The organism is Anaerolineae bacterium, from assembly GCA_016931895.1.
In the GTDB taxonomy this organism is placed as follows: Bacteria; Chloroflexota; Anaerolineae; order 4572-78; family J111; genus JAFGNV01.
The window spans coordinates 15,465-30,438 of the sequence record JAFGDY010000229.1 but is presented as its reverse complement, the minus strand read 5'-3'; the positions used below and the strand labels follow the sequence as shown (position 1 = coordinate 30,438).

Here is a 14,974-nt window from a genome sequence, read left to right as displayed (position 1 = left end):
TGGCCGATGCGGTTTTTTTCCTGGATTTGCTGCTGCTGGCGGCGGGTCAGGGCCAGGTCGTATTTGCCCCGGTCGGCCAAAATCGCTCCGCCGTGGGTGCGAATGATCAAGTGGTGGTCGGCCAGGGCTTGCAAATCGGTGCGGATGGTCACTTCCGACACGTCCAACTGTTGGCTGAGGCCGACAACCGACACGCGCCCCTCTTGCTCAATCAATTGCAGAATTTTTTGGCGACGTTCTTCCAGGAACAACTCTTTGGTGGTGGTTATTGTTTGTTGTTTGATTATTTTCATTTTCAGTTACTTTCATTTTATTACAAAATGAAAACGATGTCAAATATGAGGATAAGAAAATTGACTCTCACCCGGATGAGAAATTTGGTGGTTTGTGTTATAATGAACCCATAGTGGGGGTAAATTTTGGATGAGGTCAGAAAAATGTCAACCCTTCAGGAGGCTATTAAAGCCATCAAATCAGGCGATAAAGCCGGCGGCAAACAGATTCTAGCCCGGTTTCTCAAAGCTGAACCCACCAATGAAGCTGCCTGGCTGTGGCTGGCTCAGGCGCTTGATAATGATGAACAACGCCGCCACTGCCTGGAACAGGTTTTAAAAATAAATCCTGACAATGAAATGGCCCAACGCGGCATGGCCATTCTACAACAGCAACCGGCCAAACGGCCTCAGGCAGATGCTTTCCCGGAACCCAGACGCAAACGGATAAAACCCTTATCCTCACCCGCTCAACCCCCACCGGCAGGGGCAAACGTTAATTTGGCGCAACCTTCCGCTCCGGGAGCCTCCGGCGCTACGTCGGCGGAATTGTTGAAGCGGGCCAATATTTTGTTAAAACAGGGTGAGGCAGAGCAGGCCCGCCAGTTGTTACAACAGGCCCTGGCCGTCAACCCAATTAATGAGGATGCATGGGAAAAATTGGTAGATATTGCGCCAACGCCTGAAGCCCGGGGCCAGATATTCAAGGAGTGGCTGCGCTATAAGCCGGACAGCCGGCGGGCGTCGCAAAAATTAAAAAGGCTAACCTCGGGCGGGCGGTCAAAAACAACATCGTGCCTGGTGTGGGGCATTTTGGCGATAGTGATGATCCCCTGCCTGGTTATTGCCGGGGTCAGTGTTTGGCTTTTTGGGGCCAGTTATTTTGAGCCGGATTATTTGCACGAGGATGCGCTGACCCTGGTGCGCATGAAACAGGTGCGCATGGACGACGTTAGAAATATGGCGTTTCAGGTGCAGCAGAAAAAAAGCGAGCAACTGCAAAGAGAAATAGCCTACAGCGCCAATGCCGAAGCGTCTGAAAAAGCGTTGGGGTTGCTGGAGTATTGGACCAATACCGAGGCCCGGCGCTTTAAAGGGTATGTTGAAATTCGCCCGCCGCTTGAAGACAACACCGGGGCCGCAACGGACCTGGAAATAGGAAAAGCAGTGCTGGTATTTGAATTTTGGGGCGACTCCATAATTTATAAAATGCCGGACGACGAAAAAACAAAGTATATCCGGGTAGAGGCCAAAAGAACGTTTGAAGCTGCGGAGAAATGGGAAGTGGCGAAGATGGAGGAGGTGACGGTCAGTGAGTTCTTGCCGTCTTCACTGGTTTGCTATAGTTGTATGACCCATACCCAAACCCCTAGCATTAAGGAGTGCCGGCCCTATTGGCAGCTTATTATGAATCTTGATCAAGAGAACGCCGGCGCTGTTGAATCGCTGCCGCAGCGGGCGTGCCAGTGGATAAGTATGAGGTGAACCATGAAAATTGCCGTCGCCAGCGATGAAAAAACATACCTGACCGATTTTGTGGTGGCCCAGCTCAAAGAACGCGGTCACGAGGTTATCTTGTTGGGCATTTTGGCCGATGAAGCCTTACCGTGGACGCTGGCCTCGGAAAAGCTGGCCGATACCGTAGCCACCGGCGCCGCCGACGAGGGCGTGCTTTTTTGTTACACCGGCACCGGCGCCTCGATAGCGGCCAACAAAGTGCCCGGCATCCGGGCCGCCCTGTGCGGCGATGCCCAAACCGCCAGAGGCGCGCGTTGGTGGAATGACGCTAATGTCCTCGTGCTGAGTCTGCGGGCGACTTCGCCGGAAGTGGCCAAAGAAATTTTGGAGGCCTGGTTTGCGGAAGCGGTGAAGGAAGAGGAGCAGGAGACGATTGCTCACCTTAAAGAGATAGAGGCGCGACATTCGGGTCAAGCCCAATGAAAATATTATCTAAAAAAGTCCTTGCAGGTGCTGAAACGGTAAAGGTATACTAGCTATATGCTTTTATTTGATCAAACGAGGTAATGAACAAATGGAAACGAAGATGACGGCCATAGAAATGACCGGAACAGTGGACGAACATCACCAGCTTCAATTGGATGGATTGCTCCCTACTCTTGGTCCCATGCGCGTGCGGGTGATTGTCTTGTATCCCATTAATGGTGATGAAGTGGATGAAACTGAATGGTTGCAAGCGGCCGCTCGCAACCCGGCTTTCGATTTCCTGAATGACCCGGAAGAGGATCTCTACTCCTTAAATGATGGAAAATCTTTTCATGACTAAGTATAAAGTCGCCCTCGTTTCCTTTCCATTTGATGATCTTTCTAGCAGCAAAGTTCGACCCGCAGTTTGTCTGACTGATCCAATTGGGCCATATCATCACGTGATTCTTGCTTTCATCACCAGTCAGGTAGCCGCCAAACCATTAGCGACAGATTTCATTATCAGTTCTGACGATATTGGTTTTGCTTCAACAGGATTGCGTGTTTCTTCTACCCTACAATTACATCGTTTGATGACAGTCACAACAACCCTCCTTCGACGCGAGTTGGGACAATTACCCCCAGATATGTAAACGCAGGTCAATCATCGTCTCCGCAAATTATTTGACCTCAGGTAGACAATTCAAACGATGAGAAGGAAGCTTATAAACCGACGCTATTGGCTACGCTTAGCCGGTTTTTTTGTGTTTGCCCTCAGTGTTGCCCTGTTAAGCCTGCCCCTTTTGCTCGGCTTTTTAACTAGCCTGGCCCTGGTCTATGCCCCATGTTTTGAAACCGCCGCCACCCCCACCGACTATGGCTACGAATGGGAAGATGTCACCCTGGCAGCGCGGGCAGGCGGCGCATTTCGCGGCTTCTTTATCCCCGGTAACAATCGCGCCGCCATTATCATTCCTCCTGCCGGAGCCAACGGTCGTAGCGCCCGTTTAGGGGAAGCCATTGTGCTGCGGCGGAACGGTTACAGTGTATTTATGTTTGAGTCTCGTCGCTGCGCCGGGATGGGGCCGTTGAGCCTGGGTTACCAGGAAGTAAACGAAGTGGCCGACGCCCTGGCTTATCTCCAAACGCGGCCGGAGGTTGATCCTCACCGGATTGGCATCCACGGTTTCTCTTCAGCCGGAGCCACGGCCGTTATGGCGGCGGCGCGCCTGCCCGCTTTACGGGCTGTGGTCGCCGAGGGGGGATATGGCGACTTTACGGAGAATGCGTTAGGCTCAAGCCGCAGGGCCGGCCTGGCGGGTTATTTTGACCGCCTTTATCGTTGGTCCAGCCAGTTGACGTACCGGCTGGTCACCGGCAATCACCTTGAGCAACTCAGTCCCATAAACGTTATCGGAGAGATTGCGCCGCGTCCTATTTTTCTCATCTACGGCAGCCGGGAAGTCAGCCTGCCGGGAGGTCGCCAACAAAAACTGGCTGCCGGCGATAACGCCGAACTTTGGGTGGTTACGGGGGCCGGACACGGCAACTATCTGGAGGTAGCCCCGCAGGAATTCGAGCGGCGGGTGGTTGCTTTTTTTGACCAGGCGCTGCGGTAAGGTTTGGCGGCTAATCCAGCAACAATACCAACAACTCGCCCAATCGCCGAATTTTGATCACGCCAGGCGGGGGGAGCAGGTCATTATCAGGATTCATCAGGATCGGCCTCAAACCCGCGTTCTGCGCTCCCTCAATGTCGTTAACCGGGTTGTCGCCCACGTAGAGGGTTTGGTGAGGCAAAGGGTTGCCGGCTATTTTCAAGGTTTCCAAAAAGACTCGCCGGTCCGGCTTATGATAACCCAGTTCCTCGGAAATCAGGGTGAAGTTAACGTGCGCGGCCCAATGATGCCTTTCTATTTTGGCTCGCTGCAAGGTGGTAAAACCGTTGGTCAAAATGCCGGTGGTATATTTGGGGCGTAAGGCATCCAACACAATAAACGCATCCTCAAAAGGCTCAATTTCATTTAACACCAATTCTTGCCAATAAGCCACCATTGCCTCGGCCAGGACGGCATCTTTGCCCAGGGCGCGCAAGGCGTTAACGTAACCGTATTTAGCGGCGACATCCCCATCAATCACGCCATCCACCATCATATACCACATATCTCCGGTTTTGGACCAATAACACTCAATGAATTGAGCGTAGTTGAGCGGGCACAAGTCATTGGCAAATCGTTCAAAAAGCGTCTCGGTGAGCTTATTGATATGCCAGGTGTGCCGGAGCAGGGTCCCATCCAGATCAAAAATAACGGTGGTAATGTGAGAAAAATCCGCTGGCGCAGAGTTGTCCAAAATAACCTCCCCGGCCTTAATAGCCTGTCAATGCATCTGCAAGAAAACCGGGAGAAACTCACCAAAAACCCACAATTTTCCCCAATTTCCTACAAGCCCCGGCATCGTCAATAAGAAATTTATTTAAGCCCCGTTTTTATGTTCAAACGCCTCAACCCTGGCCCGCATCTCCGCCGAAATGGGCATGCTTTGCCCCGCGGCGTAGTTGTAATGAACCAGCACGCCATAGCCCTCGGCCACTAACTGGCCGTCTGCTTCTACCCGATGTTCCATCAGTAAGCTGGAGTTTTTTATTTCCATCACCCGCGACCCGACCTCAACCCGCTGCCCGTAAAAAACAGGCTTTCTAAAATCGCAGTCCAGGTGTGCCAAAATAAAGGCAATGTCATTCCAGCCGCCTCCAGGCTGGCGCAAACCCAAATCAAGCAGATAACGCAGCCGACCCGTTTCCACGTAAGTTAGAATAACCACGTTGTTGACGTGCCCAAACGCATCCAGGTCCCTGAACCGAACCTCAATGGGCAAAATGTGACGAAATCCCTCCATGCTGCTCTCCGGCAAAAAAAGATAATAAAGGCAGTTTAGCACAGCCACCAGAACAGTCAAACTAAAAACATTGAATAATGTATTTGCTCTTATCGTGGCGCGTGGCATAATATTTGCCTATGTTACGTTACGGAATTTTGCTCACGCTTTTGTTAGCCCTCGCCGTCCTATCAGGCTGTGAACTGGACGCCAAACAAAATCCGTTGTTGGCGATTATCCAACCCACTGCTACGCCCACCTTTACCCCCACCGCCACGCCCACCCAGACCCCCACTCCCACCCCTACGCCCACGTTGACCCCCACCCTCACCCCTACGCCCACCCCTACCCCCACCCTCACCCCTACGCCCATTCCCAGCGACCGCCTGGCCCTGGCCCAGCGAGCCTACACTAACGGCGATTACGAAACCGCCCGCCAAGAATTTGCCGCTCTGCTGGCCGACCCCGGCGCGGACCCTGACGAAAAACGCCTGGCCCTTCACTGGCGCGGGCGGAGCGAATTGAACCTGGGCGATACTTCCGCCGCTATCGCCACCCTCAAAATGTTTGTGCAAGAATATCCCAGCGACGAATTGACCCGCGCCGCCCAATTCAATCTGGGGCTGGCTTACGAACAGGCCGGCCAGGCCAAAGAAGCAGTGGTCGCTTATTTGGGCGTCATCATCCCCGCCGACCCCATCAACGTTTACATTTACGAACGGATTGGCGATATGGCCCGGCAAGCTAAAGAATACGCCGGGGCCATCAATGCCTATCAGGCCGGGCTCAAGGCCACCGACGACCTCGGCTTCCAGGTGCATTTGCGCGAGGGTATGGCCCAGGCCGAACTGCTGCGCCACGATCCGGCGGCAGCCATTGCCCAATACCAAGAGATTCTGGCCGTATCCCAAATCAAAACTTATCGGGCTAAAATTTTGCGGCTGCTGGGTGAGGCGTACCTGGCTGCCGGCAATACCGAGGCGGCCCAGGCGGTTTACCTGGAAGCCGTCAACCTCTACCCGGAAGCTTACGATAGTTACCTGGCCCTGGTGGAACTGGTCAATGCCGGGGCGCCGGTTGACGAATTTCAGCGGGGCCTGGTTGATTATCACGCCGGGGCGTATCAAGCAGCCATTGCCGCCTTTGAACGTTATCTGGCCGGGGAGAAAGCAGAGGAGCAACAAAACGCCATCACCCCCACCACCGGCCTGACCACGACAGAGGCCCTGACCCGCACCTCCCCCTCAATGGCGCCGGTTGAGCCAACGCCGCCGCCCCGCGCGGCTGAAGCGGTTTGGCTGACGGCCCTTTCCTGGCAAAAATTGGGGAGTTACTACAGCGCCCGGCAATTCTTTCAAAAGTTGATTGACGATCATCCCACCAGCCCCAACTGGGGTCAGGCGCATCTGGAAATAGGCCAAACGCTCATTGACCAGGACAACATTGACCAGGCCAAAAGCACGCTCCGCAATTTTGCGGCCGAAAATCCCCGGCATCCCCTGGCCGCCGAGGCGCTCTGGCGGGCCGCTCGCCTGGAATTGGATGGAGACCTGTTGGCTGAAGCTCGCGCCAATCTGCGTGAGCTGGCTCAAGCCTATCCTGACAGCGATTACGCCGACGACGCCCTCTATTGGGCCGGGCAGGCCGCTTTTAAGTTGGCGGATTATCAGGCCGCCATAGCCGATTGGTTTACCCTGGCCGGCGCCTATCCCGAGAGCGAGTTGGCCAGTTTTGCCCGTTACTGGCAGGCCAAGGCGTTGCTGATATTGGGGCAGGATGATGAGGCCCAAAAAGTATTATCTGCTCTGGCAGGTTGGTCGCTGGACTATTATGGCTTACGCGCCCGCGATCTTTTGAACGGCGCCGCCCCGGCGGGAGGCAGGGTCACGTCACTGGTCCGGCCCGGCCCGGCAGAATTGGCCGCCGAACAGGCCGAGGCCGAAACCTGGCTGCGGGAGTGGCTGAACCTGGCCGATACGGAACATCCTTCTGCCGTCAGCGCGCAGATTCAGGGCGACCCCGCTTTCCAACGCGGCCATGCCCTGTTAGACCTTGGTTTGCGCCAGGAAGCCCTGGCCGAATTTGAAACGGTCAAAGATAATTGGTGGGCCGATCCCCTGGCCATGTATCAACTCTCGGTCTATTTTAGAGATAAAGGGTTAGGTCGCTTGAGCATTGTCACCGCCGCTCGTTTGATTTTTCTCTCCCCGGCCCGCGCCCCCGAAGAAGCGCCCATTTTTATCCAGCGTTTGCTTTACCCTGTCTTTTTTGCCGATATTATTCAAGCCGAAGCGGAAAAATTTGACCTTGACCCCACCCTTCTCCTGGCCCTGATCCGGCAGGAAAGCCTTTTTGAGCAATCCGCCCACTCCCCGGCCGGCGCGCGCGGTTTGATGCAGGTCATGCCCACCACCGGCGATTATATTTCTGAACGTGGCGATTTTGCCGATTTTAACCCGGATCAACTATGGCTGCCTTACAAAAGTATTCAATTTGGGGCCTGGTATCTCAACCAGCAGATGGGTATGTTTGATAACAATCACTTCGCGGCCCTGGCCGCCTACAATGCCGGGCCGGGCTACGTTTTGGAATGGGTCAAAACCTCCGACGATCTGGATATTTTTGTGGAATCTATCCCTTTTTGGGAATCTCGGCTTTACATCAGAAGGGTATACGTTAACCTTTCGGCCTATCGCCGGCTGTACGGCATGCCCTCTAATATTTCGCAATAGCCCAATAGTCCCGTTATCTTATTGTCGCATCCCTTTTAGTTATGGTATAATGACTTAGTCATAAGCTGTGCCTCTTGACCGTTCAGCCACGTGTTTTGAGTTAAAGAACATAGGATTATCAAAAGTGACAGGTTTTTTAGGTAGTCCGGCCATAGCGTTAGCGTATCATTTATTTACCCTCATTGCCATTGAAGCGGCCTTGTTTATTGCCTGGGGACAGTGGCGACGCAGCGATTCATTTAGAGCGCGCCGGCTGACAATTGCCTTTGCGGGCATCACGGTGTTGCGCCTCATGTTCATTGTTTTGGCCTTGATTGGGGCGGTATCTGCTGATTTTGCCAATCACTGGTTGCCTCCGTTTGAGCGAATTATAGCCATCTGTAGCGCAGGTTTTCTGGTGTGGGGCTTTACGCCGCTTTTCCGAGAAAAAGGATTTGTCGGCACCACTGTTTTAGCCCTGAACGCTGTTTTTGCTTTTGCCTTTTATTTCCTGGCTATAGCTTTTTGGCAAGGTAACGACTTTAACCGGGATATTCTATGGGAACTTTGGTTTGTGGCCTGGCAGACCGTTTTAGTTCTCTTTGGGGCGGTCAGTTGCGCCATGAAGCTGGATGAGGAAAGAGCTTACGCCCTGGTTGGTTTTGGCACCCTGTTTATGGGCTACATGCTGCACGTCTACGCCATTTTGGCCTCAAGTTATCCTCTCCCCCACAACCCCGTTTTTGTCCGGCTGGCCGAAATGATTGCTTATCCATTTTTTGCCGTGGCCGTTTACCAGGGCGCTATCCAATCGCTTAGCGCCCGCAGCCGGGAATTGCAAAATTTAAGCGAAGTCTCGCTGGACCAGATCAGGGGGTTGATCAGCCTCTTTGAAGCGGCCCGGCAGATCAGCTCATCCCTTGAACTATCCGATGTGTTAGATGGGGCCGCCCGGAGCGTGGCCATGGCCATTGGCGCCGACCAGTGCGCTATCGCCCTGCCGGAGGATGGGGGAGATGATCTATCCCAACTGCGGATGGTGTCTATTTATAATCCCTCTCGCCGGGGGCGCGGCGAGTCGGTTTCTTTTCCCGCCAATGAGCAGCAAGTCATCAAACACGCCCTCAAACGAAAATACCAGGTGCATGTTGACGAATACCAGGACAACCACCAAATTCGGCTGCTTTTTACCCTCATGGGCGCCGGCGATGTTGGCCCGTTGCTGGTGCAGCCCCTGCTCAAAGAAGGCGAGCCAATTGGGGTATTGATTTTGGGCAACGCCGTATCAAAACGAGTCTTTACCGATAGCGAGACCCAACTCTGCAAAGCGCTGGCCGATCATATTTCTGTTTCAATTGACCATGCCAAAGAATACATGGCCTCTTCGGCCAAGGCCCAACAATTATCCTGGACCCTGCGCAACCAGGAACTGGAAATGGGCAAACGCCAGGCCGCCATGGAGAGCGAATTAAAAAAGAGCCGGGAAGAGGTGGCTCTGTTTGCCCAGCGCCTGTATGAGTATGAAACTGCCGAAAAAACCAACAAAGAAGCGTTGGCCCAGGCGCGGGAACGGTTGGTCAAGCTGGAAAAAACCATCGAACGAGCCAAAGCGGAAGTTGAAAGGTCAAGGCAAAAGGACAAGCAGATTGAAGGTTTGTTGTCTGAAACGGAAAAACATAAACAACGTTTGGCCGGTTTTGAGGCAGAAAAACAAAGCCTGCTGGAAAAAGTTGACCAGTTAGAGCAAGAAGTGGCCGAGATTGACCGCTTGAACGAAGCCCTGGAAGCCAGCAACCAACGCGCTCGCAAATTGGCGCGCGCCCTGAAGCATGCGCGCGCTCACTCGCAGCAGGCCGCGCCGGTGCCGGCCGCCTTTTCCAGCGCCCAGGTGAGCGCCGGGCTGGAAAATCTGAGTTGCGGCGTGATTATTGGCGATGCCGGCGACAAAATAAATCGGGTTAATGCCGCCGCCAATCAAATGCTCGCCCAGCGCAATAATAAATTGGTGGGCAAAGAGTTGGGGACCATTTGTGAAGATGAACGCTGGCTGCAGGCCCTCAAACAATTTCGGGCCAGCGGCGAGTCTATGGTGACCACCACGTTTAAGGTGAGTAATACGGTGTTACGCGCTACCATCAGCCCCATGGTCGCCTCCGACGGCAATGACCAGGAAGGCACCGTAACTATTCTTTACGACATTACGGCCGAGGCCGAAAGCCAGCAGGCCCGGGATGAATTTGTGGCCTCACTTTCTCAGGAATTACGCACCCCCATGACGTCCATTACCGGCTATACCGATTTACTGCTGGGCGAGTCGGTGGGCATTATTGGCGAAATGCAGCGCAAATTTTTACAACGCATCAAGGCCAATATTGAGCGGATGGGCAGCATGTTGAGCGACCTGATTGGGGTCACGGCCATTGATGCGGGCCAATTGGAGATTCGCCCTACTGTGGTTGATATGGCTGAAGTGATTGAAGATACAATTATTAATGCCAGGGCGCAGTTGGAAGAAAATGAAATAACGCTCAATATGAATTTGCCTGATGACGTGCCCCCGGTAGAGGCGGACCCGGAGTCGGTGCGACAGATAATGGGCAACCTGTTGGGCAATGCCATCAAGTGTACGCCGGCCGGAGAGAGCATAGAAATATCTGCTTCTAAATATGTGGAAGATGGCGACGACATGGCCGACGATGAGGAAGCGCAATTTTTGCAGGTATCTATTAAAGACTCCGGGGGAGGGATTGCCGACAAAGACCTTAAGCGGGTTTTTGAAAGATTTTACCGGGCCGAACGGCCCCTGATTCAGGGCTTGGGTGAAACCGGCGTTGGCCTGGCTATTGTCAAGTCGCTGGTTGAGGCGCACGGGGGGCGCGTGTGGGTAGACACTGAAATGGGCGAGGGGTCCATCTTTCACTTCTTGTTACCCATTAGCGAGCATTTTGAAGACCCCTGGCTGGAGGTGGATATTCCGCCCCTGGACCTGAACTCGGACCAGCCCGCTTCACTTTAGGGACGAGGTAAAAGCGTGTCTACCAAACTTCCCCCCGATGAAAACTCATCTTCTTCTCCCCTACAGCACCTGGCCATTGCCGTAGGAACCCTGCTAGTGATTACCTTAACCGTATTGGCTGCCATTTTTTTGGCTATGCAAGATGTGCCCGACCAGGAGCAGCCAACCGCCATTGTGGCCAGCACGCCGACCATCATTCGGCCCCTGGCTACGCCAACCTCGCTTTTACCATCGTCTCCCGCGGCCGTAGCGTCGCCCACGTTTACCCCTACCCTACCGCCGCCGGCCACGGCTACCCCTTCGGCTACGCCGCTGCCTTCGCTTCAACCCACCGATACCCCCCTCCCCCCAACCTCAACTTTACCGCCGACCGACACACCCTTGCCGCCGCCGCCAACGGCAACCTCAACCCCGGAAATACCAACCCCAACGCCAGAACCGGCGCCCGCTACGCCGCAAGCCCCCCCGGGAGGGGCTTGTCAACCGCCGCCTACCTGGATAGCCTACACCGTGCAAACGCCGGAAGAAACCCTAAACTTACTGGCCGAAAGAACTAATTCCAGCCCTTATGAACTATACCAGGTAAATTGCCTGGACTCTTATACTATTCGGCCCGGACAGGTAATTTATTTGCCGTTTTTGCCGCCTACTTCTACCGTTACCCATACTCCCACCCCGGTTACTCCCTCGCCTACCCCCACCCGCACCGATACGCCTACGGCTACTCCTCGCGCTCCAGAAATTTTTAGCAGCGAGCCTGGCTCCGGGGTGAACACAGAAGAAGTGATCATCGCTGTTCAAGGCAGATATTTTTACTACGATGAGAGCGATGGATTTAGAGTTGAATTGAGAAGGGGCGGTTCAAAGCAGGGTCTGCTCCTGGGCGAGTTAAAGACAAACAACAGTTTTGAAGCCATTGTGCCCATTGGCCTACTGCCCGGGACCTATGATTTGTGGGTCATCAATCCCGATGATCAATTTGATGTTCGCAGTTCGGCCTACACCGCCATAGAAGCCACGCCCACCCTTACCCCGTAGATTTTGTAACGCCCAAACAAAAAGGTCAACTTCCCATCCCAATGGGAGATGCGTCCCAAAATTTTGGCGGTAGGGACAAGACATTGTCCTGTCTCTACCCTATGGCCTAAAAATTGGAACAGGCCCGCCTGACGAGCCATTAATTATTGCCGGTGATGTTCACTACAAGGTCATGCCGGCCCGCCGGCAACGCCGCCGTAAAATAATGATCTTGCCCTACCGTCACTTGCTCCCCGGCCAATGGCCCCCCATCAAGAAAAACCGGGCCGGGAGCAAAATTGGTGGGCAGGAGCAGCCGCAAGGGAAATGTTGGACCCTGGTAATTTGTTTCATAAGCCAATATCAGGGCGTCGGCGGCAGGTTGATAATGATAGCGCAGATAAAGGCCGCTGGGCGGTTGGTGAACCGTGATCCGGCCCGGCCAGTCGCCCAGCCGGGGGCTGAGCGTGGGGCTATCCAGAGAAAGTTGAACGCCGTAAAGCCCTTCCACAATCACCTGCGTATAAACCCCGGCCGCGCCGGCGTATTGCTCGCCCCCATGCCCCGCCAAAGTGGTAACCTCTTGCCACTCAAAAATCTGGCCGGGGTGATTGGCCCAATCAGCGGCCGTTTGCAAAAGATGCGCGCGGGCCAACCGGCTATAGCCGGTTTCAAATTCGGCCAGCACCTGCCAGCCGCCCCACCAGTCCCACACCCCGCCGTTTTGATAAACGCCCCGGCCGGCCAGGCTGGGCATCTTAAAAAAACCTTCTGGATAAGGCGGAAAAAGCACCACCCCGGGCTTCTGCGCCCCGGCGACTAACCGGGCGTTTTCCAGCGCGTCAACTATCATGGCGTTTTGAAGGGCGTCGGTCAAGCCGCAGCCTATGGCTACGGCGTTGGTAATACTGACCATTGCCTCCTCGTCAAAATCATGCCGCAGGGGGGTGAGGTGCAAATGGGTGCGATAAAAGCCCCGCTCCGGCTGCCAGAGATAATCATGGGTGGCGCGTTGAAGGGTCTCAGCCTCGGCCTGCCAGCGCCGGGCGGCTGCTTCATCGCCAACGGCGCGATTCATGGCCGCCAATTCGCGCCAGGCCCGGTAGGCCAGGGCTTGGTCATAAATAGAGGCGGTCCACACCACGTCTTCCGGCACAATGTCGGTGGGATTGCCCGTGGTGGGCTGAAACCGCACGTCGCCCCAGTCGGTGGTATGATCGCGCTTGATCAAACCTGTGGCCTTGTCACGGCGATGAGCGAGCAGCCAGTCGCCCGCCGCATTGAGCCGGGCGATGACGGGCAGGCCGTTGATTTCCTCTTTTAACCAGGCTGCGCCCCCATGCGCCTGGTAAACTACGTAAGCCGCGTGGAGCAAGTGGGTCTCTTCGTCGGCAACGGCGGTGGCTTTGTCAATGGTTCCATCGGGGCCAACGGTGGCGGAAATGGCCCCAAAACCTGCTTGCCAGCCGTCCTCGCTGCTTACGGTTGACAGTTCATATTGCTGGCGCAAGAAACCTTCCACGCCCCATTTCAGCCGTTCGGCGGGGTAAAAATAGCTGGCCCCTTTCATCAATGTGGACGTATCCCGAATGAAAAGGCGGGGATAGATGGGATCGGGTTTGAAGCCCTGCACCGGATAACCCAGGTCAAATTCAAGCTCATTGGCTTGCAGCACCTGCAAGATGGTATGGCGCATACTATTGACGTTAGGCTGGTCGGGCAGGTGCCAGGTGGTGGTATCTTCAAGCGGAGGGAGAGGCATCGCTCCGGCAGGGGTTGGCCGGGCTATTGGGGTGAGGGTGGGTTCACCGGAAGTTGTTCGTTGAGCCGGCGCAGGCGTCAGGTTTGGTTTTGTCAGCGAGGTAGAGGTAACAACTTGGCTTAAGGCGGAAGATGACGGCGAGGGATCAGCCGGGGCCGGGGAGAGCGCCGGAGTCGCTGTTCCGGCGCAGGCGTTTGACCCCATGACAATGAGCAGCATTCCCAGCAGTTTGACCAGGCGGAAGATTGGCATATACTCTTATCCTCTCAGCAAAATTCAAGACATCATAGTGGGAAACGGCCTTGAAGTCAACTGCCGGACTTCGCCGGGGCGTTGTAAAAATTCAATAAATGTGTTGATTGACGACCGGTTTACTCACGGCCGGTACCGGCGTTTGTTCCCACCCCAATGGCGCGGGTTTCAGATTGTACAGAATAACGACGACCTCAAGGCGCAATTATCTCAGTTTTGGGCGTTGCCGGATGGCCATAGCAGATGACCTCAAGCAAAATGGGTTGCCAGCCAGGGTTATCTGTGCTAGAATGGGGCCGGTTCAGAGACAATATTCCCCAAATCACTGCGTTGAGCGCATCTTCTCCCCATGCGTCGGCAGTGACTATATCTTCATTCACCGCTATTTAATAAAACACTTCCCCTCGCTGAAGGGGGCGGACATCCCTGAGGCTTTTGGGGAAATCATAGTTTTTACCAACTTAATTGAGAGGAGATCAACAATAATGCCTACCGAAGCAGCTTTACAAGCCTTGCGCATCCTACGCGATGGCAGTCAGTTTCAATGGTACGTCATTCCCCTGTTTGCCCTGGTGGTTTACGTGTATGCGGTGGAAATTGAAAAGAGAAACTGGGACCTGGTATTTGCCGGGCTGGCCTACTGGGGCATGGACTGGTTCAACGAAATCTGGAACGCGCTGGTCTTTCACTTGACCCAATACGCGCCGGTTTGGGGCGCCCCCGGCCAAACCGCTTACCTGATTTTGATCGGGCTGAATATCGAAATCTGTTTTATGTTTGCCATCGCCGGTATTGTTTTTGCCAAGATGCTGCCGGCTGACCAGAAACTGAAAATCTTGGGCCTGCCAAACCGGCTGTTCTTTGCCATCGCCGGTTCTATCTTTACGGTGTTCGTGGAAGTGTTGTTGAATTCGGTTGGCGCGCTCACATGGGATTATCCCTGGTGGGGCGCCAGCGCTCCCTGGCTCATCTTCCTGATTGGCTACTTTCCTTTCTTCCTGGTTTCGTTTTGGGTATATGATCTGGCCAGCATTAAAAAGAAAGCGGTGGTAGTGGGAAGTATTTTTACCTTCAACATTGTCTGCATTATTATATTTGGCGTCATCTTGCGGTGGATCTAAGCATTAGAACGAAAACGGAGGAG

The 14,974-nt window shown here is 54.3% G+C and carries 13 protein-coding genes; 9 read left to right on the top strand and 4 right to left on the bottom strand.

Annotated features, from left to right (window positions below; translation table 11 throughout):
• Positions 1–293, bottom strand: a 293-nt coding sequence (locus JW953_17025; protein MBN1994404.1) for a DeoR/GlpR transcriptional regulator, incomplete at its 3' end; no start/stop codon positions are given.
• 144 nt (positions 294–437) lie between these two features.
• Here JW953_17025 and JW953_17020 point away from each other — a divergent pair.
• The 5 genes from JW953_17020 to JW953_17000 all read left to right on the top strand — a co-directional run bounded on the left by JW953_17020 (position 438) and on the right by JW953_17000 (position 3,814).
• Positions 438–1,757 (top strand): tetratricopeptide repeat protein, encoded by a 1,320-nt coding sequence (locus JW953_17020; GenBank protein MBN1994403.1) that lies wholly within the window; start codon positions 438–440, stop codon positions 1,755–1,757.
• A 3-nt stretch (positions 1,758–1,760) separates the two neighbouring features.
• Positions 1,761–2,213 carry an RpiB/LacA/LacB family sugar-phosphate isomerase gene (locus JW953_17015; protein MBN1994402.1) on the top strand — a complete coding sequence of 151 codons (453 nt, stop codon included), beginning with the start codon at positions 1,761–1,763 and terminating at the stop codon, positions 2,211–2,213.
• Between the two features lie 103 nt (positions 2,214–2,316).
• Positions 2,317–2,556: a hypothetical protein gene (locus JW953_17010; protein MBN1994401.1), complete on the top strand. Its 240-nt coding sequence runs from the start codon at positions 2,317–2,319 to the stop codon at positions 2,554–2,556.
• A complete protein-coding gene (locus tag JW953_17005; protein MBN1994400.1) occupies positions 2,549–2,848 on the top strand; it encodes a type II toxin-antitoxin system PemK/MazF family toxin in 300 nt (99 codons plus the stop codon). Before JW953_17010 ends, JW953_17005 begins: the two co-directional genes overlap by 8 nt.
• Before the next feature lie 111 nt (positions 2,849–2,959).
• Positions 2,960–3,814, top strand: coding sequence for a prolyl oligopeptidase family serine peptidase (locus JW953_17000; GenBank protein MBN1994399.1), 855 nt, complete (start codon positions 2,960–2,962; stop codon positions 3,812–3,814).
• Positions 3,815–3,824: 10 nt separating this feature from the next.
• Here the strand turns inward: JW953_17000 and JW953_16995 are convergent, their stop codons facing one another.
• Both JW953_16995 and JW953_16990 read right to left on the bottom strand, forming a co-directional pair.
• The gene (locus JW953_16995; GenBank protein MBN1994398.1) at positions 3,825–4,547 is read right to left on the bottom strand and encodes an HAD family hydrolase; all 723 of its coding nucleotides are present in this window, start codon (positions 4,545–4,547) and stop codon (positions 3,825–3,827) included.
• A gap of 123 nt (positions 4,548–4,670) precedes the next feature.
• Positions 4,671–5,093, bottom strand: a complete 423-nt coding sequence (locus tag JW953_16990) for an acyl-CoA thioesterase (protein ID MBN1994397.1) — start codon at positions 5,091–5,093, stop codon at positions 4,671–4,673.
• Positions 5,094–5,212: 119 nt separating this feature from the next.
• Between JW953_16990 and JW953_16985 the strand changes: the two genes are divergently transcribed.
• The 3 genes from JW953_16985 to JW953_16975 all read left to right on the top strand — a co-directional run bounded on the left by JW953_16985 (position 5,213) and on the right by JW953_16975 (position 11,837).
• Positions 5,213–7,804 (top strand): transglycosylase SLT domain-containing protein, encoded by a 2,592-nt coding sequence (locus JW953_16985; GenBank protein ID MBN1994396.1) that lies wholly within the window; start codon positions 5,213–5,215, stop codon positions 7,802–7,804.
• Between the two features lie 124 nt (positions 7,805–7,928).
• The gene (locus JW953_16980; GenBank protein MBN1994395.1) at positions 7,929–10,799 is read left to right on the top strand and encodes a GAF domain-containing protein; all 2,871 of its coding nucleotides are present in this window, start codon (positions 7,929–7,931) and stop codon (positions 10,797–10,799) included.
• Between the two features lie 15 nt (positions 10,800–10,814).
• Entirely contained in the window at positions 10,815–11,837 is a 1,023-nt protein-coding gene (locus tag JW953_16975; protein MBN1994394.1) for a LysM peptidoglycan-binding domain-containing protein, read from the top strand.
• Positions 11,838–11,976: 139 nt separating this feature from the next.
• Here JW953_16975 and JW953_16970 read toward each other — a convergent pair whose 3' ends face one another.
• On the bottom strand, positions 11,977–13,830 hold the full coding sequence (locus tag JW953_16970) for a hypothetical protein (GenBank protein ID MBN1994393.1): 1,854 nt from the start codon (positions 13,828–13,830) through the stop codon (positions 11,977–11,979).
• A 485-nt stretch (positions 13,831–14,315) separates the two neighbouring features.
• Here JW953_16970 and JW953_16965 point away from each other — a divergent pair, with 485 nt between their 5' ends.
• Entirely contained in the window at positions 14,316–14,951 is a 636-nt protein-coding gene (locus tag JW953_16965) for a hypothetical protein (protein MBN1994392.1), read from the top strand.
• The last annotated feature ends 23 nt before the right edge of the window (positions 14,952–14,974 follow it).

Coding starts and splice junctions, on each gene's coding strand:
- JW953_16985 (MBN1994396.1), top strand. CDS start 5,213: ATGTTACGTTACGGAATTTTGCTCACGCTTTTGTTAGCCCTCGCCGTC.
- JW953_16965 (MBN1994392.1), top strand. CDS start 14,316: ATGCCTACCGAAGCAGCTTTACAAGCCTTGCGCATCCTACGCGATGGC.
- JW953_17020 (MBN1994403.1), top strand. CDS start 438: ATGTCAACCCTTCAGGAGGCTATTAAAGCCATCAAATCAGGCGATAAA.
- JW953_16990 (MBN1994397.1), bottom strand. CDS start 5,093: ATGGAGGGATTTCGTCACATTTTGCCCATTGAGGTTCGGTTCAGGGAC.
- JW953_17010 (MBN1994401.1), top strand. CDS start 2,317: ATGACGGCCATAGAAATGACCGGAACAGTGGACGAACATCACCAGCTT.
- JW953_16970 (MBN1994393.1), bottom strand. CDS start 13,830: ATGCCAATCTTCCGCCTGGTCAAACTGCTGGGAATGCTGCTCATTGTC.
- JW953_17015 (MBN1994402.1), top strand. CDS start 1,761: ATGAAAATTGCCGTCGCCAGCGATGAAAAAACATACCTGACCGATTTT.
- JW953_17005 (MBN1994400.1), top strand. CDS start 2,549: ATGACTAAGTATAAAGTCGCCCTCGTTTCCTTTCCATTTGATGATCTT.